General features: G+C 69.2%; 33 protein-coding genes. 30 read left to right on the plus strand and 3 right to left on the minus strand.

Annotation, left to right across the window (positions count from 1 at the left end; all coding sequences use genetic code 11):
• The first annotated feature begins 17 nt into the window (after positions 1-17).
• From rpsS to ACYQ77_RS41945, 17 genes are all read left to right on the plus strand, one after another.
• Positions 18-299 carry a 30S ribosomal protein S19 gene (gene rpsS, locus ACYQ77_RS41865; RefSeq protein ID WP_075126579.1) on the plus strand — a complete coding sequence of 94 codons (282 nt, stop codon included), beginning with the start codon at positions 18-20 and terminating at the stop codon, positions 297-299.
• Between the two features lie 18 nt (positions 300-317).
• A complete protein-coding gene (gene rplV, locus ACYQ77_RS41870) occupies positions 318-749 on the plus strand; it encodes a 50S ribosomal protein L22 (RefSeq protein ID WP_459722697.1) in 432 nt (143 codons plus the stop codon).
• Positions 749-1612, plus strand: a complete 864-nt coding sequence (gene rpsC / locus ACYQ77_RS41875; protein WP_459722699.1) for a 30S ribosomal protein S3 — start codon at positions 749-751, stop codon at positions 1610-1612. The genes rplV and rpsC overlap by 1 nt, the downstream gene beginning before the upstream one ends.
• Positions 1613-1615: 3 nt before the next feature.
• A complete protein-coding gene (gene rplP / locus ACYQ77_RS41880; protein ID WP_396109530.1) occupies positions 1616-2035 on the plus strand; it encodes a 50S ribosomal protein L16 in 420 nt (139 codons plus the stop codon).
• Positions 2035-2283: a 50S ribosomal protein L29 gene (rpmC, locus tag ACYQ77_RS41885; protein ID WP_396109531.1), complete on the plus strand. Its 249-nt coding sequence runs from the start codon at positions 2035-2037 to the stop codon at positions 2281-2283. Before rplP ends, rpmC begins: the two co-directional genes overlap by 1 nt.
• Positions 2280-2561, plus strand: coding sequence for a 30S ribosomal protein S17 (gene rpsQ, locus ACYQ77_RS41890; RefSeq protein ID WP_378055813.1), 282 nt, complete (start codon positions 2280-2282; stop codon positions 2559-2561). Before rpmC ends, rpsQ begins: the two co-directional genes overlap by 4 nt.
• The gene (rplN, locus tag ACYQ77_RS41895; RefSeq protein WP_133906298.1) at positions 2558-2926 is read left to right on the plus strand and encodes a 50S ribosomal protein L14; all 369 of its coding nucleotides are present in this window, start codon (positions 2558-2560) and stop codon (positions 2924-2926) included. Before rpsQ ends, rplN begins: the two co-directional genes overlap by 4 nt.
• A gap of 74 nt (positions 2927-3000) precedes the next feature.
• Positions 3001-3315, plus strand: coding sequence for a 50S ribosomal protein L24 (gene rplX, locus ACYQ77_RS41900; protein WP_459722704.1), 315 nt, complete (start codon positions 3001-3003; stop codon positions 3313-3315).
• Entirely contained in the window at positions 3315-3878 is a 564-nt protein-coding gene (gene rplE, locus ACYQ77_RS41905) for a 50S ribosomal protein L5 (protein ID WP_459722707.1), read from the plus strand. The genes rplX and rplE overlap by 1 nt, the downstream gene beginning before the upstream one ends.
• Before the next feature lie 4 nt (positions 3879-3882).
• Positions 3883-4068, plus strand: coding sequence for a type Z 30S ribosomal protein S14 (locus tag ACYQ77_RS41910; RefSeq protein WP_330839979.1), 186 nt, complete (start codon positions 3883-3885; stop codon positions 4066-4068).
• 71 nt (positions 4069-4139) lie between these two features.
• On the plus strand, positions 4140-4538 hold the full coding sequence (rpsH, locus tag ACYQ77_RS41915) for a 30S ribosomal protein S8 (RefSeq protein WP_459722710.1): 399 nt from the start codon (positions 4140-4142) through the stop codon (positions 4536-4538).
• 18 nt (positions 4539-4556) lie between these two features.
• Complete coding sequence (gene rplF / locus ACYQ77_RS41920) at positions 4557-5093, plus strand: 50S ribosomal protein L6 (RefSeq protein WP_459722712.1); 537 nt, start codon at positions 4557-4559, stop codon at positions 5091-5093.
• Positions 5094-5095: 2 nt separating this feature from the next.
• Positions 5096-5500 (plus strand): 50S ribosomal protein L18, encoded by a 405-nt coding sequence (gene rplR / locus ACYQ77_RS41925; protein WP_459722713.1) that lies wholly within the window; start codon positions 5096-5098, stop codon positions 5498-5500.
• 31 nt (positions 5501-5531) lie between these two features.
• On the plus strand, positions 5532-6182 hold the full coding sequence (gene rpsE / locus ACYQ77_RS41930) for a 30S ribosomal protein S5 (protein WP_459722715.1): 651 nt from the start codon (positions 5532-5534) through the stop codon (positions 6180-6182).
• A 1-nt stretch (position 6183) separates the two neighbouring features.
• Positions 6184-6369: a 50S ribosomal protein L30 gene (gene rpmD / locus ACYQ77_RS41935; protein WP_133906305.1), complete on the plus strand. Its 186-nt coding sequence runs from the start codon at positions 6184-6186 to the stop codon at positions 6367-6369.
• Positions 6366-6812, plus strand: a complete 447-nt coding sequence (rplO, locus tag ACYQ77_RS41940; protein WP_459722906.1) for a 50S ribosomal protein L15 — start codon at positions 6366-6368, stop codon at positions 6810-6812. The genes rpmD and rplO overlap by 4 nt, the downstream gene beginning before the upstream one ends.
• A gap of 152 nt (positions 6813-6964) precedes the next feature.
• Entirely contained in the window at positions 6965-8326 is a 1362-nt protein-coding gene (locus ACYQ77_RS41945; protein WP_459722716.1) for a hypothetical protein, read from the plus strand.
• Here the strand turns inward: ACYQ77_RS41945 and ACYQ77_RS41950 are convergent.
• Positions 8323-10065, minus strand: a complete 1743-nt coding sequence (locus ACYQ77_RS41950) for a bifunctional metallophosphatase/5'-nucleotidase (protein WP_459722718.1) — start codon at positions 10063-10065, stop codon at positions 8323-8325. The genes ACYQ77_RS41945 and ACYQ77_RS41950 overlap by 4 nt on opposite strands.
• Positions 10066-10331: 266 nt before the next feature.
• Between ACYQ77_RS41950 and secY the strand changes: the two genes are divergently transcribed.
• The 3 genes from secY to map are packed head-to-tail and all read left to right on the plus strand — an operon-like array spanning position 10332 to position 12993.
• A complete protein-coding gene (gene secY / locus ACYQ77_RS41955; RefSeq protein ID WP_459722719.1) occupies positions 10332-11633 on the plus strand; it encodes a preprotein translocase subunit SecY in 1302 nt (433 codons plus the stop codon).
• Positions 11630-12184 carry an adenylate kinase gene (locus ACYQ77_RS41960; protein WP_459722721.1) on the plus strand — a complete coding sequence of 185 codons (555 nt, stop codon included), beginning with the start codon at positions 11630-11632 and terminating at the stop codon, positions 12182-12184. Before secY ends, ACYQ77_RS41960 begins: the two co-directional genes overlap by 4 nt.
• A gap of 41 nt (positions 12185-12225) precedes the next feature.
• The gene (gene map, locus ACYQ77_RS41965; RefSeq protein ID WP_459722723.1) at positions 12226-12993 is read left to right on the plus strand and encodes a type I methionyl aminopeptidase; all 768 of its coding nucleotides are present in this window, start codon (positions 12226-12228) and stop codon (positions 12991-12993) included.
• 255 nt (positions 12994-13248) lie between these two features.
• On the opposite strand, the gene ACYQ77_RS41970 is transcribed toward map, so the two are convergent.
• Positions 13249-13944 carry a hypothetical protein gene (locus tag ACYQ77_RS41970; RefSeq protein ID WP_459722725.1) on the minus strand — a complete coding sequence of 232 codons (696 nt, stop codon included), beginning with the start codon at positions 13942-13944 and terminating at the stop codon, positions 13249-13251.
• 320 nt (positions 13945-14264) lie between these two features.
• Between ACYQ77_RS41970 and infA the strand changes: the two genes are divergently transcribed.
• The 10 genes from infA (at position 14265) to ACYQ77_RS42020 (ending at position 19844) form a co-directional block, all read left to right on the plus strand.
• Positions 14265-14486, plus strand: a complete 222-nt coding sequence (gene infA, locus ACYQ77_RS41975; RefSeq protein ID WP_005166804.1) for a translation initiation factor IF-1 — start codon at positions 14265-14267, stop codon at positions 14484-14486.
• 24 nt (positions 14487-14510) lie between these two features.
• Positions 14511-14624, plus strand: a complete 114-nt coding sequence (gene rpmJ, locus ACYQ77_RS41980; protein WP_010148647.1) for a 50S ribosomal protein L36 — start codon at positions 14511-14513, stop codon at positions 14622-14624.
• A 134-nt stretch (positions 14625-14758) separates the two neighbouring features.
• Positions 14759-15139 carry a 30S ribosomal protein S13 gene (gene rpsM / locus ACYQ77_RS41985; RefSeq protein ID WP_459722728.1) on the plus strand — a complete coding sequence of 127 codons (381 nt, stop codon included), beginning with the start codon at positions 14759-14761 and terminating at the stop codon, positions 15137-15139.
• A 47-nt stretch (positions 15140-15186) separates the two neighbouring features.
• Complete coding sequence (locus ACYQ77_RS41990) at positions 15187-15327, plus strand: hypothetical protein (RefSeq protein WP_459722730.1); 141 nt, start codon at positions 15187-15189, stop codon at positions 15325-15327.
• A gap of 18 nt (positions 15328-15345) precedes the next feature.
• The gene (gene rpsK, locus ACYQ77_RS41995) at positions 15346-15753 is read left to right on the plus strand and encodes a 30S ribosomal protein S11 (RefSeq protein ID WP_075126556.1); all 408 of its coding nucleotides are present in this window, start codon (positions 15346-15348) and stop codon (positions 15751-15753) included.
• A 17-nt stretch (positions 15754-15770) separates the two neighbouring features.
• The gene (gene rpsD / locus ACYQ77_RS42000; protein ID WP_459722733.1) at positions 15771-16376 is read left to right on the plus strand and encodes a 30S ribosomal protein S4; all 606 of its coding nucleotides are present in this window, start codon (positions 15771-15773) and stop codon (positions 16374-16376) included.
• 97 nt (positions 16377-16473) lie between these two features.
• Entirely contained in the window at positions 16474-17535 is a 1062-nt protein-coding gene (locus ACYQ77_RS42005) for a DNA-directed RNA polymerase subunit alpha (RefSeq protein ID WP_459722735.1), read from the plus strand.
• Positions 17535-18263, plus strand: coding sequence for a 50S ribosomal protein L17, sunset domain variant (gene rplQ, locus ACYQ77_RS42010; protein ID WP_459722738.1), 729 nt, complete (start codon positions 17535-17537; stop codon positions 18261-18263). The genes ACYQ77_RS42005 and rplQ overlap by 1 nt, the downstream gene beginning before the upstream one ends.
• A 56-nt stretch (positions 18264-18319) precedes the next feature.
• The gene (gene truA, locus ACYQ77_RS42015; RefSeq protein ID WP_459722909.1) at positions 18320-19090 is read left to right on the plus strand and encodes a tRNA pseudouridine(38-40) synthase TruA; all 771 of its coding nucleotides are present in this window, start codon (positions 18320-18322) and stop codon (positions 19088-19090) included.
• Positions 19091-19124: 34 nt separating this feature from the next.
• Positions 19125-19844 carry a hypothetical protein gene (locus tag ACYQ77_RS42020; protein ID WP_459722740.1) on the plus strand — a complete coding sequence of 240 codons (720 nt, stop codon included), beginning with the start codon at positions 19125-19127 and terminating at the stop codon, positions 19842-19844.
• A gap of 922 nt (positions 19845-20766) precedes the next feature.
• Here the strand turns inward: ACYQ77_RS42020 and ACYQ77_RS42025 are convergent.
• Positions 20767-22326 (minus strand): S8 family peptidase, encoded by a 1560-nt coding sequence (locus tag ACYQ77_RS42025; RefSeq protein WP_459722741.1) that lies wholly within the window; start codon positions 22324-22326, stop codon positions 20767-20769.
• Between the last annotated feature and the right edge of the window lie 172 nt (positions 22327-22498).

Genomic DNA, 22498 nt, shown 5'->3' on the forward strand with positions numbered 1-22498 from the left:
GCAGGAGGGAGTGACAGATGCCTAGGAGTTTGAAGAAGGGCCCGTTCGTCGACGACCACCTGCTCAAGAAGGTGGACGCGCTCAACGAGTCCGGCAAGAAGACCGTCATCAAGACGTGGTCGCGCCGGTCGACGATCATCCCGGACATGCTGGGCCACACGATCGCGGTGCACGACGGCCGCAAGCACGTGCCGGTCTTCATCTCGGAGTCGATGGTCGGCCACAAGCTGGGCGAGTTCGCCCCGACGCGGACCTTCAAGGGTCACGTCAAGGACGACCGCAAGGCGCGCAGGCGCTAAGGACGAAGGAGTAAAGCGATGAGTGACGAGAACGTCGCGGTGGAAGAGCTTCCGCGCGCGATCGCTCGGGCTCGCTACGTCCGCGCCACGCCGATGAAGGTGCGCCGGGTGGTCGAGCTGATCAGGGGCCGCAGCGCCGAGGAAGCCCTCGCCGTGCTCCGCTTCGCGCCGCAGGCGGCGAGCGAGCCGGTGGCGAAGGTGCTCGCGAGCGCCGTGGCCAACGCCGAGAACAACCTGGACCTCGACCCCGACACGCTGTGGGTCAGCAAGGTCTACGTGGACGAGGGCCCGACCCTCAAGCGGTTCCGCCCGCGGGCCCAGGGCCGCGCGTACCGGATCCGCAAGCGGACCAGCCACATCACCGTCGAGGTGGAGTCGCGGCCGAAGGCGGAGCCGAAGAAGGCGGCTGCCAAGAGCCGTAAGTCCAGTGCGAAGAGGAGTGCCAGCTAGTGGGTCAGAAGATCAACCCGCACGGCTTCCGGCTCGGGATCACCACTGACTGGAAGTCCCGCTGGTATGCCGACAAGCAGTACGCGGAGTACGTGGCGGAGGACGTGAAGATCCGTCGTCTGCTGTCCAAGGGCATGGAGCGCGCCGGTATCTCGAAGGTGGAGATCGAGCGCACCCGTGACCGGGTCCGCGTCGACATCCACACCGCCCGCCCGGGCATCGTCATCGGCCGCCGCGGCGCCGAGGCGGACCGGATCCGCGGCGAGCTCGAGAAGCTGTCGGGCAAGCAGGTGCAGCTGAACATCCTCGAGGTCAAGAACCCCGAGGCCGACGCCCAGCTGGTCGCCCAGGTGACCGCTGAGCAGCTGTCCAACCGCGTGTCCTTCCGCCGCGCGATGCGCAAGGCCATCCAGTCGGCCATGCGCAGCCCGCAGGTCAAGGGCATCCGCGTGCAGTGCGGCGGCCGCCTCGGCGGCGCCGAGATGTCCCGCTCCGAGCACTACCGCGAGGGCCGGGTGCCGCTGCACACGCTGCGCGCCGACATCGACTACGGCTTCTTCGAGGCCCGCACGACCTTCGGCCGGATCGGCGTGAAGGTGTGGATCTACAAGGGTGACGTCGTCGGCGGCCGCCGCGAGGTCGAGGCTCGCAGCCAGGCCCCGCAGGAGCGCGCGCCGCGCCGGGAGCGGCCCACCAGGGCTCGCCGTTCCGGTTCGTCCGGCACCACCGCCACCAGCACCGAGGCCGGCCGTGCCGCCGCCGAGGCGACCACGCCGGCATCGGCGCCAGCAGAGCAGGCCGAGCCGCAGACCCCGTCCGTGAACGGGAGCGGCGAGGCCCAGACGACCAACGGGGAGGGCTGAGCAGTGCTCATCCCACGCAAGGTCAGGCACCGCAAGCAGCACCACCCGAAGCGGGCCGGCGCTGCGAAGGGCGGCACCAAGGTCACCTTCGGTGAGTTTGGTATCCAGGCGCTCCAGCCTGCCTACGTGACCAACCGGCAGATCGAGTCCGCTCGTATCGCCATCAACCGGCACATCCGTCGTGGCGGCAAGGTCTGGATCAACATCTTCCCGGACCGCCCGCTGACGAAGAAGCCCGCCGAGACCCGCATGGGTTCCGGTAAGGGTTCGCCGGAGTACTGGATCGCGAACGTCAAGCCGGGCCGGGTCATGTTCGAGCTGAGCTTCCCGAACGAGGCGGTCGCGCGCGCGGCGCTCACCAGGGCGATCCACAAGCTCCCGATGAAGTGCCGCATCGTCACGCGTGAAGGTGGTGACTTCTGATGGCCGCGGGTACGCAGGCGTCCGAGCTCCGTGAGCTGAACGACGAGGAGCTGGTCCTCCGCCTCCGCGAGGCCAAGGAGGAGCTGTTCAACCTCCGGTTCCAGATGGCGACCGGTCAGATGGACAACAACCGCCGCCTTCGGACGGTCCGGCACGACATCGCCCGGATCTACACCGTGATGCGCGAGCGCGAACTGGGCCTGTCGATCTCCCCCGACGAGGTTCCGAGTGGTGAGGGTGCCGCATGAGTGAGACGACTGAGACGCAGAGCAAGCCGCGCGGCCGCCGCAAGGTCCGCGAGGGCCTGGTCGTGTCGGACAAGATGGACAAGACGATCGTGGTCGCGCTCGAGGACCGCAAGAAGCACCCGCTCTACGGCAAGGTCATGCGCTCCACGACCAAGGTCAAGGCGCACGACGAGGAGAACACGGCGGGTGTCGGCGACCGCGTGCTGCTGATGGAGACCCGCCCGCTCTCGGCGACCAAGCGCTGGCGGCTGGTGGAGATCTTGGAGAGGGCAAAGTGATCCAGCAGGAATCGCGACTGCGCGTCGCCGACAACACGGGTGCGAAGGAGATCCTCTGCATCCGTGTGCTCGGCGGTTCCGCGCGTCGCTACGCGGGCATCGGCGACATCATCGTCGCGACCGTCAAGGACGCGATCCCCGGCGCTGGTGTGAAGAAGGGCGACGTCGTCAAGGCCGTCATCGTCCGGACCACCAAGGAGAAGCGCCGGCCGGACGGTTCGTACATCCGGTTCGACGAGAACGCCGCCGTGCTGATCAAGCAGGACAACGAGCCGCGCGGGACGCGCATCTTCGGTCCGGTCGGTCGCGAGCTGCGCGACAAGAAGTTCATGAAGATCATCTCGCTGGCTCCGGAGGTGCTCTGACTCATGAGCTTGCGAATCAATGAACACAGTGATCTGGATCTTCATGTTTCCGACGAGCGCAGCGAGGAGGCAGCATGAAGATCAAGAAGGGTGACACGGTCGTCGTCATCGCAGGCAAGGACAAGGGCGCCAAGGGCAAGGTCATCCAGGCCTACCCCGACCGCGGCAAGGTCCTCGTCGAGGGCGTCAACCGGATCAAGAAGCACACCCGGATCACCCAGACGCAGCGCGGCGCCCAGTCGGGCGGGATCGTCACCCAGGAGGCGGCGATCGACGTGAGCAACGTGATGATCGTCGGCGACGACGGCAAGCCCACCCGGGTCGGCTACAAGTTCGACGAGGACGGCCGCAAGGTCCGGATCTCTCGCCGCACCGGGAAGGAGATCTGATGACCACCGCGGAGAAGATCGTTCCGCGCCTGAAGACCCGGTACCGCGAGGAGATCGTGGCCGGTCTGAAGGAGGAGTTCACCTACGACAACGCGATGCAGGTGCCCCGCGTCGTCAAGGTCGTGGTGAACATGGGCGTCGGCGACGCCGCCCGTGACGGCAAGCTGATCGAGGGCGCGCTGCGCGACCTCTCGCTGATCACCGGTCAGAAGCCGCAGGTGCGGCGGGCGACCAAGTCCATCGCGCAGTTCAAGCTGCGCGAGGGCATGCCGATCGGCGCGAAGGTGACCCTGCGCGGCGACCGCATGTGGGAGTTCCTGGACCGGCTGCTGACCATCGCGCTGCCGCGTATCCGCGACTTCCGCGGCCTGTCGCCGAAGCAGTTCGACGGCAACGGCAACTACACGTTCGGTCTCAACGAGCAGTCGATGTTCCACGAGATCAACCCGGACTCGATCGACCGTCCGCGGGGTATGGACATCACCGTCGTCACCACCGCGACCAACAACGAGGAAGGCCGGGCGCTGCTGCGGCGGCTGGGCTTCCCGTTCAAGGAGAACTGAGCGCATGGCCAAGAAAGCTCTGGTTCACAAGGCCGCGCAGAAGCCGAAGTTCAAGGTGCGGGGTTACACCCGGTGCCAGCGGTGCGGTCGCCCCCGTTCGGTGTTCCGCAAGTTCGGCCTCTGCCGCGTCTGCCTGCGGGAGATGGCCCACCGCGGCGAGCTCCCCGGCGTGAACAAGTCCAGCTGGTAATCCCTACCAGGCATATCCATCCCGCCAAAGGCCCCGCGGGGAACCATGGCGAGAAAGGTTGACAGGTCACCATGACGATGACCGACCCGATCGCAGACTTCTTGACCCGTCTGCGCAACGCCAACTCGGCGTACCACGACGAGGTCGTGCTGCCGCACTCCAAGCTCAAGGCCAACATCGCGGAGATCCTCAAGCGCGAGGGCTACATCGCGGGTTACCGCGACGAGGACGGCGAGAAGGGCAAGAACCTCGTCGTCGAGCTCAAGTACGGCCCGAACCGCGAGCGCAGCATCGCCGGTCTGCGCCGGGTGTCCAAGCCCGGTCTGCGGGTGTACGCGAAGTCGACCAACCTGCCCAAGGTGCTCGGTGGCCTCGGCGTGGCGATCATCTCCACGTCCGCCGGCCTGCTGACGGACCGTCAGGCCGGCAAGCAGAAGATGGGCGGGGAAGTCCTCGCCTACGTCTGGTAGCGGGAAGGGGAGTAGTAGATGTCTCGCATCGGTAAGCTGCCGATCCCCGTCCCGGCCAATGTGGACGTGACGATCGACGGCCAGCAGATCAGCGTGAAGGGGCCCAAGGGCACCCTGTCGCACACCGTCGCCGAGCCGATCGTCGTGGAGCGCGGCGAGGGTGTCCTCGAGGTCAAGCGCCCCGACGACGAGCGCCGCAACCGCGCGCTGCACGGTCTGACCCGGTCCCTGGTGAACAACCTGGTGGTCGGCGTGACCGAGGGCTACGAGAAGAAGCTCGAGATCCACGGCGTCGGTTACCGCGTCCAGCTCAAGGGCTCGGACCTGGAGTTCTCGCTCGGGTTCAGCCACCCGGTGAAGGTCACGCCGCCGGAGGGCATCACCTTCGCGGTCGAGGCGCCGACCCGGTTCTCCGTGCAGGGGATCGACAAGCAGCGGGTCGGCGAGGTCGCCGCGAACATCCGCAAGCTGCGCAAGCCCGACCCGTACAAGGGCAAGGGCGTGCGGTACGCGGGCGAGAAGATCCGCCGCAAGGTCGGAAAGACGGGTAAGTGATCATGAGCGAAGCGACTGTTACCAAGCGCCGCAAGCCGCTGGGCAAGGACATCTCGACGCGTCGTCGCGTGTCCAAGGCCCGTCGTCACTTCCGGGTGCGCCGCAAGGTCACCGGCACGAGCGAGCGGCCGCGCCTGTCGATCACGAAGTCCTCGCGGCACATCGTGGCGCAGCTCGTCGACGACTCGGTGGGCAAGACCATCGCGTCGGCGTCCACCCTCGAGGCGGACGTGCGCGCGCTGGACGGCGACAAGAAGGCCCGCGCGGCGAAGGTCGGCCAGCTGGTCGCCGACCGCGCGAAGAGCGCCGGTGTCAGCAAGATCGTGTTCGACCGCGGTGGCAACGACTACCACGGCCGGATCGCGGCTCTCGCCGACGCGGCCCGCGAAGCCGGGCTGGAGTTCTGATCATGTACATGCACACGGGAAGGATCGCCTGATGCCGGGACGTTCACGGCAATTCGGCGGCGGCCAGCAGGGCGGCCAGGGTGGTGACCGCGACAACCGCGGTGACCGCCGGGACCGCAGGGACCGTCGCGACGGGGGCCGTGGCGGGGCGGCCCAGGACAAGACCCCGCACCTCGAGCGCGTGGTGGCCATCAACCGGGTCGCCAAGGTCGTGAAGGGTGGTCGCCGCTTCAGCTTCACCGCGCTGGTCGTGGTGGGCGACGGCGACGGCATGGTCGGTGTCGGCTACGGCAAGGCCAAGGAGGTGCCCGCCGCGATCGCCAAGGGCGTTGAAGAGGCGAAGAAGAACTTCTTCAAGGTCCCGAGGATCGCGGGCACCATCCCGCACCCGATCCAGGGTGAGCGTGCCGCCGGCGTCGTGCTCCTGCGTCCGGCTTCCGCCGGTACCGGCGTCATCGCCGGTGGCCCGGTGCGTGCCGTGCTGGAGTGCGCCGGTGTCCACGACGTGCTGTCGAAGTCCCTCGGCAGCGACAACGCGATCAACATCGTGCACGCCACGGTGGCCGCGCTGAAGGGTCTGCAGCGTCCGGAGGAGGTGGCCGCTCGCCGCGGTCTGCCGCTCGAGGACGTGGCCCCGGCCGGCATGCTGCGGGCGCGTGCGCAGGCTGGTCAGGGGGCGTGACATGGCTCAGCTCAAGGTGACCCAGGTCCGTAGCGTCATCGGGACCAAGCGCAACCACCGGGAGTCGCTGCGCACGCTCGGGCTGCGGAAGATCCGCCAGTCCACCGTGCGTGAGGACACCCCGGAGGTCCGCGGCCTGATCCACACCGTCCGTCACCTGGTGACGGTCGAGGAGGTCGAAGACTGATGGCCATCAAGATCCACCACCTCCGTCCGGCGCCCGGCGCCAAGACGGAGAAGCAGCGGGTCGGCCGTGGTGAAGGCGGCAAGGGCGGCAAGACCGCCGGCCGCGGCACCAAGGGCACCAAGGCGCGGAAGAACGTGCCTGCCCGCTTCGAGGGTGGGCAGATGCCCATCCACATGCGGCTGCCGAAGCTGCGTGGTTTCAAGAACCGGTTCCGCACCGAGTTCCAGCCGGTGAACGTGGGCGACATCGCCACCGCGTTCCCGGAGGGCGGCACGGTGGGCGTGCTGGACCTGGTCAAGGCCGGTCTGGTGCGCAAGAACGAGCTGGTGAAGGTGCTCGGCAACGGGGACGTGCAGGTGAAGCTGGACGTCACCGCGAACGCGTTCTCGAAGTCCGCGGCCGAGAAGCTCTCGGCGGCGGGCGGCAGCGCCACCACGCTGTAGGTTCTGCTTTTCACGGCAACGGCCGGCAGGTTTTCCTGCCGGCCGTTGCCGTTTCTCGCCTGCTCGATGTGCCCCGCGGCGACTGACGCTGTGCACATGATCGTGACGTTTCCGTGCTGTGTCCGAGCTTGCCGATGCGCAACGCTCCTGACATGACCATGGGGGAGCCGCTGCCGGTCTACCCGGCGGCGATGTCGACGCTCGCGCAGACCACGACGGGCCCGGCCCGCTGGCACGCGACGCGGGTGGCGGCCGCGCTGCTGGCGTTCTGCGCGGTCGTGCTGGTGATCGTCAGCTCGTTCCTGCCGCTGTACTCGGGCACGCTGAGCATCGGCACGCAGGACATCGAGGTGACGATCACCCCGTGGAGCGCGGACATCGAGGGCCCGTCGGAGCCCGGTGACGTCCCCCGGGTCGGCTACCCCCTGGTCTTCGCGGCGATCGTGCTGGCGTGCGCGGCGGCGCTCAACTGGTACGCGGCCACCCCGGCCGCGGGCCAGGGCGTGACGCGGGTCGCGGGCACGACCACGGCCATCGGCGGCGCGTTCCTCATCGGCACGGTCTGGACGACGGTGCTGATGGTGGTCAACGGCGTCGACAGCGTGCTCCTCCTCGGCACGCTCACCCCGGGCCTGGAGACGGAGGCGACCTACCTGGTGGGGCACTGGCTGCTCATGGTGGGCGCGCTGCTGAGCCTGTGCGCGGCGGTGCTGGCCCTGCTCCCGGTACGGCAGCCGACGTGGGCCCAGGTCAACCCGGACGTCGCCACACCGCCGTACGGCATCGCACTCGCCCGGATCCCGGCCCACCCGCAACAGCCGGAGCCGGGCGTCCTGCAGGTCGACCCACTGACCGGCCACCCAATGCCACCGAGCCCACCATCCGGCGTCCCGGCGGCACCGCCCCACGCCTTCGCCCCGCCACAGCACCGGCAGCCCCCGCCCATGGCACCGTCGACCCCGGCACCACCGACCCCGGCACCACCGACCCCGACACCACCGACCCCGGCACCGTCGACCCCGGCACCGACCGCAGCATCACCGGCCGCAGCGCCGTCGGCCGCGGCACCACCGACCCCGGCACCGTCGACCCCGGCACCGACCGCAGCATCACCGGCCGCAGCGCCACCGGCCGCAGCGCCACCGGCCGCAGCGCCGTCGACCCCGGCACCGTCGACCCCGGCACCGTCGACCGCAGCGCCGACCGCAGCGCCGACCGCAGCATCACCGGCCGCAGCGCCGTCGGCCGCAGCGCCGTCGACCGCAGCGCCACCGGCCCCGGCACCACCAGCAGCCGTGGTGCCGCCGCCCGCCCCGGGCGCGCCGACCACCGCCGAACTGTCCGCCGCTCCGTCCACCTCCGCGGCGTCACCGGGCGCTGCCGAGCCGCCCGCCGCTGAACAGCCCGCCTCCGCGGCGCCCGCCGAGCCACCCGCCGCCGTCGCGCCCACCGCGGGGCCGGTCCCGGAGTCGCCTCCGGAACCGGCCGCCGAGCACCGCGACAACGAGCGCTAGAACACCGGCACACCCTCCCGAACGAGCCGCCAGTTCGGCACGAAGAAGGCCGCCTCGTCGATGACCCCGGCCGCCTGCGCGTAGTCGATCAGCGCCTGCCGGATCTCGACCTGCGCGTTGTAGACCACCGGCGCCGTCGACACGTGCGGGAAGCCGCCACCGCCGGACCGCCGGTAGTTGTTCACCGCCACCACGAACTCCTGCGCCGGGTCGACCGGGGCGCCGTCGTACGACAGGCCGACGATCCGCGAGCCGACCGGCTTCGAGATGTCGATGTCGTAGGTGACGCCCGACAGCACGTCGTAGTTGTAGTCCGGCTGCCCGCCCGCGTTCGTCAGCGTCTCCGGGTCCACCGGCGCGCCGGCCGGCGTCTGGTTGAAGTACTTCGCCGAGTACTCCAGGTAGTCCTTCACCTGGGCGCCGGTGAGGGTCACGGCCTCGAGCGTGTTGTCGTAGATGTACAACCCGGCGATGTCACGGATCGTGACCTGACCGGCGGGGAACACCGCGGTCCGCGAGAACGGCGCCGCGATCGACAGCACCGGCTTGTCCGCGCCGACGGCCGAGGAGACCACCGACGTCTGCACGGCGTTGATGTAGTCGAGGATCGCGGTGTCCTTGTACCGCGACTCGGCGGCGGACAGCTCGGACACCGACTCGGCGACCGGCTGGTTCACGTACGCGACGGTCTTGTCGTGCTGCGCGGCCATGAGCGACACGATCCTCGGGTCCTCCGGCACGGTGTTCGTGTTGACGGTGGTCGACGACTTCGACGTCACCCGCCACTTCCCGCGCGACCACGACAGGTCGAAGTCCACCACCGACAGCCGCTGCCCCCACTTGCTGGGCTCGGTCAGCAGCACCTGCTGACCGGTCGCCTTGTTGGTCACGAACCGTTCCGGCACGTCGTTGTGGGCGTGCCCGAACAGCACCGCGTCGATGCCCGGCACCTGCTCGGCGACCATCGCCGACGCGTTCTCCACCGGGATGTCGCCCTGGTAGGAGGACATGCCGTTGTCGCCGGCGTGCGCGGTCACGAGCACCACGTCCGCGCCGAGGCCGCGGATGACCGGCACCCAGAACCTCGCGGCCTCGACGAGGTCGGTGAAGCGCAGCTTGCCCTCGACGTGCGCCTTGTCCCAGATGGCGATGCCGGGGTTGGTCAGACCGAGCACGCCGACGCGCACGGGCCGTTTCCCGTGCACGGGCATGGACTTGATGGTGAACGGCAGGTAGGCGGGGATGCCGGTGCGCGCGTCGACGGCGTTCGCGCCCAGCACCGGCGCCTTCATCTGCTCGACCCATTTCGCCAGCAGCGGAAGGCCGTAGTTGAACTCGTGGTTCCCCAGCGTCACGGCGTCGTACCCGATGGCGTTCATGGCGCGGGCCATGGGATGGGTCTCGCCGGTCGCCGTGATCGGCTCGACCTTCGCGTAGTAGTAGTCCAGTGGCGTGCCCTGGATGGTGTCGCCGGAGTCGAGCAACATCGTCTTCTCGCGGCCGCGGTCGGCGCGGATCCGGTTCACGAGCGTCGACACCTTGGCGAGCCCGACGTCGTTGTGCGCCGAGTCGGCGTACTCCGTGTTGCGGAAGTAATCCCAGTTCAGGGCGTTGCCGTGCAGGTCGGACGACTCCATGACGGTGATCGTGACGTCGCCGGAGGCGGCGGCCGCGGGGGTCGCCGAGGCCATGCCCGTGACCGCGACGGCGGCGGCCACGACTGCCAGAGGTTTGCGCATGCGTGCATCCCACCCGACGCGATTCCGCAAGTCCACGCCTACGAAAGCACTAGCCCGAACGGATGCGTCACATCACTTAGAGGCCAGGGGGTGCAGGAGCCCTCGGGGGTCCTGTTAAAGTCGGGAGCACGCTTCGGGTGGAGTGCCTCCCGAAGCGTTACTGGCTTGCCAGCACCTGGCAGCCGGGTGAGTGTGTTCCGGCCGGTAACCCCACCGGCAAAGCCGATCGCCGGCGAGAGAGCCGGCGACGCCGAGGAGGTCCTTGCGTGCTCAGCGCCTTCCGCTCGGCTCTCGCGACGCCGGATCTGCGCCGCAAGATCCTTTTCACCCTGATGATCATCGCGATCTATCGGGTCGGCGCCATGCTGCCCTCCCCGGGCGTGTCATACCCGAACGTGCAGAAGTGCATCGAGGACGTCGACAACCAGAGCATCTACCAGCTGCTGAACCTGTTCAGCGGCGGTGCGCTCCTGCAGCTGTCGGTGTTCGCGCTCGGGATCATGCCCTACATCACCGCGAGCATCATCATCCAGCTGCTGACCGTGGTCATCCCGCGGTTCGAACAGCTGAAGAAGGAAGGCCAGTCCGGCCAGGGCAAGCTCACGCAGTACACGCGGTACCTGACGATCGGTCTCGCGATCCTGCAGTCCACCGGCATCATCGCCATGGCGAACCGCGGTGGCCTCTTCGGTGACTGCCAGGACCCGATCATCCCGAACAACGGCATCTTCGACCTCGCCATCATCGTCATCACGATGACCGCGGGCACCGCCGTGATCATGTGGTTCGGCGAGCTCATCACCGAGCGCGGTGTCGGCAACGGCATGTCGCTGCTGATGTTCGTCAACATCGCGGCGCGCATCCCGGCCGAGGGTGGCAACATCCTCGAGAACAACGGCCCGCTGGTGTTCACCATCGTGTGCCTGTTCGGTCTCGCGATCATCGTCGGCGTGGTGTTCCTCGAGCAGGGCCAGCGCCGCATCCCGGTGCAGTACGCGAAGCGCATGGTCGGCCGCCGAATGTACGGCGGCACCTCGACCTACCTGCCGATGAAGGTCAACCAGGCAGGCGTCATCCCGATCATCTTCGCGTCCTCGCTGCTGTACCTGCCGGACCTGATCACGCGGCTCGCGGGCAACAGCAACAACTGGTGGACGCGGTTCGTGTCCGAGCACCTCACGAAGCAGTCCGACTGGGTGCACATCTCGGTCTACTTCGCGATGATCATCTTCTTCACGTACTTCTACATCTCCATCCAGTTCAACCCGCAGGAGCGGGCGGAGGACATGAAGAAGTACGGCGGCTTCATCCCCGGCATCCGCCCTGGTCGGCCGACCGCCGAGTACCTGCAGTTCGTGCTGAGCAGGATCACCCTCCCCGGGTCGATCTACCTCGGCATCATCGCGGTGCTGCCCAACTTCTTCCTGGACATCACCGGTGACGGCCAGAACCAGAACTTCCCCTTCGGTGGTACTGCTGTCTTGATCATGGTTGGCGTGGGTCTCGACACCGTCAAGCAGATCGAAAGCCAGCTCATGCAGCGCAACTACGAAGGGTTCCTCAAGTGACACGTCTCGTTCTCGTCGGTCCGCCTGGTGCGGGCAAAGGCACTCAGGCGACCGCGCTGAGCGAGAAGCTGGCCATCCCGCACATCTCCACCGGCGACCTGTTCCGCAAGAACATCGCCGAGGAGACCGAGCTGGGCAAGCAGGTCAAGCACATCCTCGACAGCGGTGGCCTCGTCCCGGACGAGGTCACCAACCAGATGCTGATCGAGCGGCTCGAGCAGTCCGACACGGAGAACGGCTTCCTGCTGGACGGCTTCCCGCGCAACATCGGCCAGGCCGACGTGCTGGCCAAGGTGCTCGCGGACGCCGACCAGAAGCTCGACGCGGTCGTGCAGCTGCAGGTCGACGAGGACGTCGTGGTCAAGCGGCTGCTGGCGCGCGGCCGCAACGACGACAACGAGGACGTCATCCGGCACCGGCAGCACGTGTACCGGTCGGAGACCGCGCCGCTGCTCGACTACTACCGGGACGTGCTCGTCACCGTCGACGGCGTCGGCGAGGTCGACGAGATCACCGACCGGGTGCTTGCCGCGCTGCGCGACCGGACGTGACCCGTGGTTTGTTCGGCACGCTGTTGCGGCGGCGTGACAGCATGATCGAGCTGAAGACCCCAGCAGAGCTGGAGGCCATGCGGGCCGCCGGTCTCGTGGTCGCGAAGGCCCTGTCCGCCGTCACGGCCGCGGTCCGGGCCGGGGTGAGCACCGGGGAGCTGGACGAGATCGCGTTCCAGGTCATCCGCGACGCGGGCGCCGTCCCGTCGTTCCTCGGCTACCACGACTACCCGGCCACGATCTGCGCGTCGGTGAACAACCAGATCGTGCACGGCATCCCGTCGAAGGACCAGGTCCTCGCGGACGGCGACCTGATCTCCGTGGACTGCGGCGCCATCCTCGACGGCTGGCACGGCGACTCGGCGGTCACCATCCCGGTCGGCGAGGTGTCGGCGGCGGACCTCGCGCTGTCGGACGCCACCCGGGTGGCCATGGAGGCCGGCATCAAGGCGGTCCGCCCGGACGGGCGGCTCACCGACATCTCGCACGCCATCGAGGAGTCGGTGCACGCCACCGAGCGCGCCACGGGCACCACGTACGGCATCGTCCGCGAGTACGGCGGCCACGGCATCGGCCGCGCCATGCACATGGAGCCGTTCCTGCCCAACTACGGCAAACCCGGCAAGGGCCCGCGCCTGCGCGTCGGCATGGCGATCGCCATCGAGCCGATGCTGACCATGGGCACCGAGGTCACACAGGAACTGGACGACGGCTGGACCGTCGTCACCGCCGACGGCTCGCGCGCCGCCCACTGGGAGCACACGGTCGCCATCACCGACGACGGCCCCTGGGTCCTCACGGCCCCCTAGCCGTATCCGGTCATGAGGTGCGGTTGAGGCGTTCGACCTTGCCGTTCGCATCGAGAGCGGCCAGCCGCGGCACCTGGTGACGGGCCAGCACCCGCGACACCGTCCTGGTGGGGCACGCCCACCTCGGCACCGGTCCAGTCCGGCCCACACCGCCGACCGCTGGCGTGGGTCCAGGCAAGCCACACCCCACCCGGAGGGTCTCCCACCTCACCATCCACCCACCGCTGCCAACGTCCCGACCAAATACCTAGCCGGTCAGAACCGGCCCCAGGACACCGAACGGCCGTGGCCGGTGTGCAGGATGGTGTACCCGCGGCGCCGCGCCCAGACCTCGGCCGCCGCCCGCAGCACGGCGGAGCCGCAGTTCAGGTAGTCGGTGGCCATCGTCACGGTGCCGTAGCCGTGGAGGATCTCGGCGAGCTTCCTCTCCGAACCGACGACGCCGAGCTTGATCGCCAGGTACAGCAGCTGTGGCTGCCGCTCGCTTGCCAGCACGCGGCGGACGAGCGCGGGGTTGAAGATGCGCGGCCTGCGGTTCCTGAGCTGGTCGTACACCTCCCGGCCGCGTGCGCCGTCCAGCCACTCGCCCGTCGTGTCCAGGCAGTCGGCACCCGCGGTCAGCAGGTCCTCGATGGCGGCGACCTCGCGCATCTCGGCGGGCAGCAGGCGCTCGGCGTTGCGCAGGTGCTCGTCGGCGCCGAACGCCACCAGGGCCTCGATCGCCTCCTGCCGCCCGTGGTAGTACGCCAGGTGGAGCGCGGTGTTGCCGTCGGTGTCGGTCAGGTCGACGGAGCGTGCCTGCCTCAGCCGGTCCCGGTCGCCGGTGACCGCTGCCTGGTACAGCCGGTCGACCCGCGCGGCCCGGACCCTCCTGCGGTGCGGACGCAGCGCCGCCACGGCCGCGAGGAGCACGATGGCAGCCGCGATCACCACGAGCACTGTCTCCACCATCGGTGTCCGTCCTTCCGTGCGGTCGGCGAAGCTAGAATGCCCAGGTGGGGACTGGTCCCGGGGGTGGATGTCCGCTTGCGGCCGGTCACCGAGGGCGACGGGCGTCACCCGGGGAAACCACCCCTGAGGGGTACGAGCCCGGGGTTACGATCGGCGTGCACCCCAACTTCACGTCCGCCTAACCCCCTGGCTGCCGTCCCGTCGAACACACGCGTACACTGGTTCGGTGGCGCACTCGTTGCGCCGTCTCCGTCATGCGTGTGCACCTGTTGGATACACGCGCGGCGGGCTGCGTAGACCCAAAACGAAACGCGGAGGACATGGGCAAGAAGGACGGGGCCATCGAGGTCGAAGGCCGTGTGGTGGAGCCGCTCCCCAACGCGATGTTCCGTGTCGAGTTGGAGAACGGACACAAGGTCCTCGCACACATCAGCGGCAAGATGCGGCAGCACTACATCCGCATCCTGCCGGAGGACCGAGTGGTCGTGGAGCTGTCGCCCTACGACCTGTCCCGCGGCCGAATCGTCTACCGCTACAAGTAGAGCCACCGATAGAGAGACAGGGACGTGAAGGTCCAGCCGAGCGTCAAGAAGATCTGTGACAAGTGCAAGGTGATCCGCCGTCACGGGCGGGTCATGGTGATCTGCGAGAACCTGCGCCACAAGCAGCGCCAGGGCTGATCACGGCACACCCGTAAAGAGGACCTCCCCACACCTGCCGGGCCACACGGGCCCGGTTCACCCCCGGACCAGGCCGGGGCCCGCCAGCACGGGACGGTGGGGGAGAAGACCTGGAAGAACCTTCAAGAGGAGATATGGCACGCGTTGCTGGCGTCGACCTCCCCCGCGAGAAGCGGATGGAGATCGCGCTGACCTACATCTACGGCATCGGCCGTACCCGCTCCAAGGAGCTGCTGACCGCGACCGGGATCAGCCCGGACCTGCGCGCCAAGGACCTGTCCGACGAGGACGTCTCGAAGCTGCGTGAGCACATCGAGGCGAACTACAAGGTCGAGGGTGACCTGCGCCGCGAGGTGAACGCGGACATCCGCCGGAAGATCGAAATCGGTTGCTACGAGGGTCTTCGCTGGCGCCGGGGCCTGCCGGTCCGCGGCCAGCGCACGAAGACCAACGCGCGTACCCGCAAGGGCCCCAAGAAGACGGTCGCCGGCAAGAAGAAGGCTGGGAAGAAGTGAGCACGGTCGTATCGGTCGTCCCGCAGCGGCGACGCAACCGTCAGTTCGTGGCTCTGCAGGTGGCCCCCAAGGCCCGCCCGCAGGCACTTCGCGACCTGTACCGGGACTACGGCACGGTCATCCGTCACGCGGACCGCGACTCGAACACCGAGTCCGACGCCTCCGCCACCACCCAGACTTCGCGTTAACAGGAGCACCCAGCAGACATGCCACCCAAGTCCCGTCAGGGCGCCGGGGTCAAGAAGGTCCGGCGCAAGGAAAAGAAGAACGTCTCGCACGGCCACGCGCACATCAAGAGCACGTTCAACAACACGATCGTCTCCATCACCGACCCGAACGGCAACGTGATCAGCTGGGCGTCCAGCGGCCACGTCGGCTTCAAGGGCTCGCGCAAGTCCACCCCGTTCGCCGCGCAGATGGCCGCGGAGAACGCGGCCCGCAAGGCGGCCGAGCACGGCATGCGCAAGGTCGACGTCTTCGTGAAGGGCCCCGGCTCCGGCCGGGAGACCGCGATCCGCTCGCTGCAGGCAGCGGGCCTCGAGGTCGGCACCATCCAGGACGTCACGCCGCAGCCGCACAACGGGTGCCGCCCGCCCAAGCGGCGCCGGGTCTAAGGGGGGACTGAGAAACCATGGCTCGTTACACCGGACCTGTTACCCGCAAGTCCCGCCGCTTCAAGGTCGACCTGGTCGGCGGAGACCGCTCGTTCGAGCGTCGTCCGTACCCGCCGGGCCAGCACGGCCGCGGCCGCATCAAGGAGAGCGAGTACCTCCTGCAGCTGCAGGAGAAGCAGAAGGCTCGCTACACCTACGGCGTGCTGGAGCGCCAGTTCCGCCGCTACTACGAGCAGGCCGCGCGCACCAAGGGCAAGACCGGTGAGGCGCTGCTGCAGCTGCTCGAGTCGCGCCTGGACAACGTGGTGTACCGCGCGGGTCTCGCCCGCACGCGCCGCCAGGCCCGCCAGCTCGTCTCGCACGGCCACTTCATCGTGAACGGCAAGAAGGTCAACGTCCCGAGCTTCCAGGTGTCGAAGTTCGACATCATCGACGTGAAGCCGAAGTCGCTGAACACGCTGCCGTTCGTCGCCGCCAAGGAGTCCTTCGGCGACCGGCCGATCCCGGGCTGGCTGCAGGTCGTGCAGTCCAACCTCCGGATCCTCGTGCACCAGCTGCCCGAGCGCGCGCAGATCGACGTGCCCGTGCAGGAGCAGCTGATCGTCGAGTTCTACTCGAAGTGATCCTCACCCGGCGGCGGCTCGACCACGAGCCGCCGCCGGGTCACATCTCCGGTGGGCGTCAAATAGCGGTCGCCCCTGAGGTAAAGGAAGAAAGAAAGTGCTGATTTCTCAGCGGCCCTCGCTCAGCGAGGAGCCGGTCAACGAGACGCGCTCCCGGTTCACCATCGAACCGCTGGAGCCGGGCTTCGGCTACACGCTCGGCAACTCGCTTCGCCGGACGCTGCTGTCGTCGATCCCGGGCGCGTCCGTCACGAGCATCCGCATAGACGGTGTGCTGCACGAGTTCACCACCGTGCCGGGCGTGAAGGAAGACGTCACCGACATCATCCTCAACCTCAAGGAGCTGGTCGTCAGCTCCGAGGAGGACGAGCCCGTCACGATGTACCTGCGCAAGCAGGGCCCGGGTGAGGTCACCGCGGGCGACATCGTGCCGCCGGCCGGTGTCACCGTGCACAACCCCGACCTCCACATCGCCACGCTGAACGGCAAGGGCAAGCTGGAGATCGAGCTCGTCGTCGAGCGCGGCCGCGGCTACGTGCCCGCGGTGCAGAATAAGCAGGCAGGCGCCGAGATCGGCCGCATCCCGGTCGACTCGATCTACTCGCCGGTGCTGCGGGTCACCTACAAGGTCGAGGCGACGCGTGTCGAGCAGCGCACCGACTTCGACCGGCTGATCCTGGACGTCGAGACGAAGCCGTCGATCACCCCGCGGGACGCCGTCGCGTCGGCCGGCAAGACGCTGGTCGAGCTGTTCGGCCTCGCCCGCGAGCTGAACGTGGACGCCGAGGGGATCGAGATCGGTCCGTCGCCGCAGGAGGCGGACACCATCGCCGCCTACGCGATGCCGATCGAGGACCTCGACCTCACCGTGCGTTCGTACAACTGCCTCAAGCGCGAGGGCATCCACACCGTGGGTGAGCTCGTCTCGCGCAGTGAGGCCGACCTGCTGGACATCCGCAACTTCGGTGCGAAGTCGATCGACGAGGTCAAGATGAAGCTCGTCGGCCTCGGCCTCGCGCTGAAGGACAGCCCGCCCGGGTTCGACCCGACCACCGCCGCATCGGACTACGCGAGCGAAGGCTGGTCGTCGGCGGACAGCGGGGTTGCGGACGGCAGCCACGACGATGGCCAGGACTACGCGGAGACGGAGCAGTTGTAATGCCCACGCCAACCAAGGGCGCCCGCCTGGGCGGCTCGCCGGCCCACGAGCGGCTGATGCTGGCAAACCTCGCCACATCGCTGTTCCAGCACGGCCGGATCACCACCACCCAGGCCAAGGCCCGCAAGCTGCGGCCCTACGCGGAGCGCCTGATCACCAAGGCGAAGCGGGGTGACCTCCACAACCGTCGGATGATCATGCGTGTCATCCGCGACAAGGAGGTCGTGCACCGTCTCGTCACGGAGATCGGCCCGTTCTTCGCCGACCGCAACGGCGGCTACACCCGCATCCTGAAGACGATCCCGCGCAAGGGCGACAACGCCCCGATGGCGATCATCGAGCTGGTGCAGGAGAAGACCGTCACCGCGGAGGCCGAGGCCGCGCGCAAGACGAAGTTCGCCAAGGACGAGAAGGCCGCCGCTCCCGCCGAGGAGACGAAGGCCGACGACACGACCGCGACCGAGGCCCCGGCCTCCGACGTCGAGGTCGAGGAGAGCGCGTCCGACGACGAGCACCCCTACGGCGCGGGCAGCCACGCCCCGCTGGAGGACGGTTCGCAGCCCGAGGGCTTCGCCATCAAGGGCAAGACCTCCTCGATGCTGTACCACGAGCCGGAGACGTCGCACTACGACCGGACCGTCGCCGACGTGTGGTTCGCCACCGCCGAGGACGCCGAGGCCGCCGGCTTCAGCAAGCCGGCGTCGCAGCAGCAGGACGACGAGTCCTGACCGGTTTCGTCACCGACGAGCCCGTCACCCCCGTGGGTGGCGGGCTCGTCCGGTTCATGCTCGGCATCGCCTACGACGGCACGGACTTCTCCGGCTGGGCCCGGCAGCCGGGCCGCCGCACGGTGTGCGCGGTCGTCGAGGACACGCTGTCGATGATCCTGCGCCACGACGTCCGCCTGACGGTCGCGGGCCGCACGGACGCCGGGGTGCACGCGTCCGGCCAGGTCGCGCACACCGACCTGCCGTCCGCGCCGGCGCTGAACCGGCTGGCGCGCGCCCTGCCCGCGGACGTGCGCGTGCACTCGATCGCGGTGGCGCCGCCGGGTTTCGACGCGCGCTTCTCCGCGGTCCGCAGGCACTACGCCTACCGCCTGTGCGACGTCCAGTGGGCGGCGGACCCGTTGCGCCGCAACGACACCGTGACGTGGCCGAGGCACCTGGACGTGGACGCGATGAACGAGGCGTCGGCGTACCTGCTGGGCCTCAACGACTTCGTGGCGTTCTGCCGCCGCCGCGAGGGCGCCACGACGATCCGCGACCTGCAGCGCTTGTCGTGGCAGCGCGAGGGCGACGTGGTGACGGCGTTCGTGTCGGCGGACGCGTTCTGCCACTCGATGGTGCGCAGCCTGGTGGGCGCGCTGCTCGCCGTCGGCGAGGGCCGCAAGCCGGTGGAATGGCCCGCGTCGCTGCTGAAGGCGGAGACCCGCCCGAGCACGATCACCGTCGCCCCGGCCCACGGGTTGACGTTGACCGGCGTCGACTACCCGCCGCCGGACCAGCTGGCCGCACGCGCGGAACAGACCAGGGCCCTGCGCGAACATCTCTGACCTGCGCGTGCCGCTGTGGACGTACAGTGGCGCGGTGGGCGACACCCGGGACGACTGGCGCGCGCGGATGGCCGTGCGAGGCGGGCCGATCACTCATGCGCTCGCCCGCGCGGGGTGGTTCGTGTTCGCGATGCTGGGCGCCGTCGTGATGGTCGGCGTCGCGGTGCTGTACGCGGCGAACCCGGGTCCGCGGGGCGCGGACAACAGCGCCGCGGCCAACTTCGTGGGCGGCCTGATCGTGATGGTGCCGATCGGCGCGGTGATCGGGGCGCTGCTCGGGTTGCCCGCCCAGTTCGCGGCCCGGATGTGGCTGCGGAACCCGACGGAGGCCGAGCGGCAGGCGGCACGCGTACCCGGGCACGGCTTGCGACCGTCGGGACGCTGGGCCCGCTCCTATGAGACGTGCGCGCGCTCGGTCGCGGCGTATCACCAGGTCGTGGCGACGCTGCCGGCGGGCGCGGGCCGCGACTGGCTCGCCGGCATCGGCGAGACGCTGGACGAGGAGCTGGCCGAGTCGCTGCGCCTGGCGCGGCTCGGGGAGAGCCTCGATGACGGGGACGGCGAACTGGACGGGACCGCGGTGCGCGTGCTCGACCGGCTGCGCGCGGCGGAGCGCTCGTTCGACGAGACCACCGAACGCGCGGCGGCGATCGCCTTGGAGCTGCGGGACGATTCGGATTTTGTGCGGGTGCGTGCGCAGCTCGACATGCTCGCTGAGCAGACTCCGCATTTGCGCGCCTCGGATCAGTCGTAGCGCGCTGGGTTGCTCGGGTCGGTTTTGTGGTTGGCCTTGTTGTGGGTTTTCCCTCCGGGGGGGTCCTCGCCGGACGGGCTGGTCTCCGGGATGGCGGCGGGTCTTGCACGGGGCTGGTTTGGCAAGGACTGCTGTTGAGTGGTCTGCCTGCCATCCCGTCGACCTCCCGGAGGGCTATCACACCGCGTCAAGGGGGCCCGGGCGGTTTGGGCACGGGGTTGCGTTGGGCTTCCGGGCCCCCTTGACACGGCGTGATCGGGCTTCGCCAGGTCGACGGGATGGCAGGCAGCAGTCCTTGTGTAGTGGGCTGGCGCCCGTTGGGGTGGACTCGCGCCCATGTGGTGGTCGCGCCGTTTGGGGTGCGCTCGATTGGGGTCGTGCTCGTATGGGGTCGCGCAGTTTGGGTTGCGCTCGGTTGGGGCGCGCCGTTGGGGTCGCGTTTGTGGACGCCGCGCTGAACCACGCCGCTGGACCCACGCCGCTGAGCCGCTGGGCCGCGCCGCCGAACCGCGCCGCCGAACCGCGCCGCCGAACCGCGCCGCTGGGCAGCCGCCGAACCGCGCCGCTGGGCAGCCGCCGAACCGCGCCGCCGAACCGCGCCGCTGGGGTCGCGCCCGGTATGGCCGGGCTCGGGCGGTGCCTGGCTGGCCTCCGGCCCCCTCGAACCACGCTACGGCATGCCACCGACATGAATCGGCGATCCGGGCGGGGATCGACGCGAGCTGTGGACAACCCGCTCACCTGTGGACAACCACCCCGTGCGGGCCGTCCGCGGCGCGGGAATGTCGGTGCCCGTCGCTAGGCTGGAAATCGGCGGCCGGAGGCGCGCCCACCAGTTGTCGCCGCGCCACGTCAGCGGCGTCCGGACGTGGAACGGCGCTCCCCACCGGGCAGGCGGGGAGCGCCGCGAGCAACTGCCGGATCAGACGTCCAGGGTCCAACCCGTCAGTGCGCCCGTGTCAGCGCCGTACATGTCCTGCACGCTGAGCGTCCACACACCGTTCGCCGCCGACGCCGACGCGTCGACCGTGAAGGTCTCGTCCACGTTGTCGCCGCCGTCGAACGGGTCGGCGGGCTTCAGGGTGTGGACGGTCCCGTCCGGGGCGGTCAGCGTCACCGCGAGGTCACCGCGGTAGGTGTGCGTGATCTGGACGCGCACCTTCGTGGCGGCCGCGGCGTTGCCCTCGCAGCCCGCGATCTCGATCGCGCTCGTCACCGCGGCGCCTGCGTCCGGGATGGTGACGCGGGTCGTGCTGGCGGCCGCCTCGCAACCCGTCGGCGGCTCGGGGTCGGTGCCACCGCCGGTGCCGGTGTGCAGCAACACATTCGGCGAGCCTGTGCCCGGGTCACCGATCTTGTCGGCGCCACCGGCCGCGACCAGGGCGTCCCGCACGGCGGCCGGGGTCGCGTCCGGGTTGGCGGCCAGGTACAGGGCAGCCGCACCGGCCACGTGCGGGGTCGCCATCGACGTGCCGCTGATCGTGTTGGTGCCACCGTCGAGCCACGCCGACGTGATGTCCTGGCCGGGCGCGAAGATGTCGGTGCAGGTGCCGTAGTTGGAGAACGAGGCACGCGCGTCGCCGTCCGTGGACGCGTTCACCGTGATCGCCTCCGGCACGCGGGCCGGGGAGAAGCCGCACGCGTCGGCGTTGGAGTTGCCGGACGCGATCGCGTACGTGACACCGGCCGCGATCGACCGCTGCACGGCCTCGTCCAGCGCGGTGTCCGCGCCGCCGCCGAGGCTCATGTTCGCGACGGCCGGCTTGACCGCGTTCTGTGTCACCCAGTCGATGCCGGCGACGACCTGCGCGGTGGTGCCGGAGCCGTTGCAGTCCAGCACGCGGACCGCGACCAGCCGCACCTCCTTGGCCACGCCGTGCGCGGTGCCGCCGACCGTGCCGCCGACGTGCGTGCCGTGGCCGTTGCAGTCGTCGGCGGACCCGCCGTCGACCGCGTCGAAGCCGGACGTCGCGCGGCCGCCGTAGTCGGGGTGGTCGAGGTCCATGCCGGTGTCGATGATGTACGCGTGCACGTTCGACGCCGTCGTCGCGTACGAGTACTTCGCGTCGAGCGGCAGGCCTGCCTGGTCGATCCGGTCCAGGCCCCACGACGGCGGGTTCGCCTGGTCCTCGGTGATCCGCAGCGTCTGGTTCTGCTGCACGAACGCCACGTCCGGGTCGGCGGCCAGGTCCTTCGCCTGCGCCTCGCTGATCGACGCGGCGAAGCCGTTCAGCGCCTCGTACAGGTGCGTGACCCGCCCGCCGAGCGACGCGGCGACGTCCGCCGCCTCGCCGGTCGCGCCGTCCTTGTACACGACGAGGTAACTGCCGTCGACCGCGGTGGCCGAGTCGGCGCCGAGGATCGTCACCCCGGGTTCGGCGGATGCCGGTGTGGTCGCCCCGACGGCGAGCCCGACGGCCGCCGCAGCCGCGGCACCGCCCGCCACCAGCCGCCTCAACGAGGCGGCATGAGACCTACTCATGTGTGTTTCTCCTTGTTGCAGGGCACGCGCGTCCTCAGCCCTCGATGAGGTCCACGCGCGTGTTCAAGGTCAACATTCGCCGGGAATGATCACTCGAACAAGAAACGCAAGTAGGTACTTGTGAACACTTGGCCGGGTCCTGGGAACAGGTTCGGCCGAACGGGCCCGGAAG

The organism is Actinophytocola sp. KF-1 (assembly GCF_054661535.1).

Bases quoted from the DNA above. Each gene is read 5' to 3' on its own strand.
- rpsS (WP_075126579.1), top strand. From the start codon at position 18: ATGCCTAGGAGTTTGAAGAAGGGCCCGTTCGTCGACGACCACCTGCTC.
- rplV (WP_459722697.1), top strand. From the start codon at position 318: ATGAGTGACGAGAACGTCGCGGTGGAAGAGCTTCCGCGCGCGATCGCT.
- rpmC (WP_396109531.1), top strand. From the start codon at position 2,035: ATGGCCGCGGGTACGCAGGCGTCCGAGCTCCGTGAGCTGAACGACGAG.
- rpsQ (WP_378055813.1), top strand. From the start codon at position 2,280: ATGAGTGAGACGACTGAGACGCAGAGCAAGCCGCGCGGCCGCCGCAAG.
- rplX (WP_459722704.1), top strand. From the start codon at position 3,001: ATGAAGATCAAGAAGGGTGACACGGTCGTCGTCATCGCAGGCAAGGAC.
- rplE (WP_459722707.1), top strand. From the start codon at position 3,315: ATGACCACCGCGGAGAAGATCGTTCCGCGCCTGAAGACCCGGTACCGC.
- ACYQ77_RS41910 (WP_330839979.1), top strand. From the start codon at position 3,883: ATGGCCAAGAAAGCTCTGGTTCACAAGGCCGCGCAGAAGCCGAAGTTC.
- rpsH (WP_459722710.1), top strand. From the start codon at position 4,140: ATGACGATGACCGACCCGATCGCAGACTTCTTGACCCGTCTGCGCAAC.
- rplF (WP_459722712.1), top strand. From the start codon at position 4,557: ATGTCTCGCATCGGTAAGCTGCCGATCCCCGTCCCGGCCAATGTGGAC.
- rplR (WP_459722713.1), top strand. From the start codon at position 5,096: ATGAGCGAAGCGACTGTTACCAAGCGCCGCAAGCCGCTGGGCAAGGAC.
- rpsE (WP_459722715.1), top strand. From the start codon at position 5,532: ATGCCGGGACGTTCACGGCAATTCGGCGGCGGCCAGCAGGGCGGCCAG.
- rpmD (WP_133906305.1), top strand. From the start codon at position 6,184: ATGGCTCAGCTCAAGGTGACCCAGGTCCGTAGCGTCATCGGGACCAAG.
- ACYQ77_RS41945 (WP_459722716.1), top strand. From the start codon at position 6,965: ATGACCATGGGGGAGCCGCTGCCGGTCTACCCGGCGGCGATGTCGACG.
- ACYQ77_RS41950 (WP_459722718.1), bottom strand. From the start codon at position 10,065: ATGCGCAAACCTCTGGCAGTCGTGGCCGCCGCCGTCGCGGTCACGGGC.
- map (WP_459722723.1), top strand. From the start codon at position 12,226: ATGATCGAGCTGAAGACCCCAGCAGAGCTGGAGGCCATGCGGGCCGCC.
- ACYQ77_RS41970 (WP_459722725.1), bottom strand. From the start codon at position 13,944: ATGGTGGAGACAGTGCTCGTGGTGATCGCGGCTGCCATCGTGCTCCTC.
- infA (WP_005166804.1), top strand. From the start codon at position 14,265: ATGGGCAAGAAGGACGGGGCCATCGAGGTCGAAGGCCGTGTGGTGGAG.
- rpsM (WP_459722728.1), top strand. From the start codon at position 14,759: ATGGCACGCGTTGCTGGCGTCGACCTCCCCCGCGAGAAGCGGATGGAG.
- rpsK (WP_075126556.1), top strand. From the start codon at position 15,346: ATGCCACCCAAGTCCCGTCAGGGCGCCGGGGTCAAGAAGGTCCGGCGC.
- rpsD (WP_459722733.1), top strand. From the start codon at position 15,771: ATGGCTCGTTACACCGGACCTGTTACCCGCAAGTCCCGCCGCTTCAAG.
- rplQ (WP_459722738.1), top strand. From the start codon at position 17,535: ATGCCCACGCCAACCAAGGGCGCCCGCCTGGGCGGCTCGCCGGCCCAC.
- truA (WP_459722909.1), top strand. From the start codon at position 18,320: ATGCTCGGCATCGCCTACGACGGCACGGACTTCTCCGGCTGGGCCCGG.
- ACYQ77_RS42025 (WP_459722741.1), bottom strand. From the start codon at position 22,326: ATGAGTAGGTCTCATGCCGCCTCGTTGAGGCGGCTGGTGGCGGGCGGT.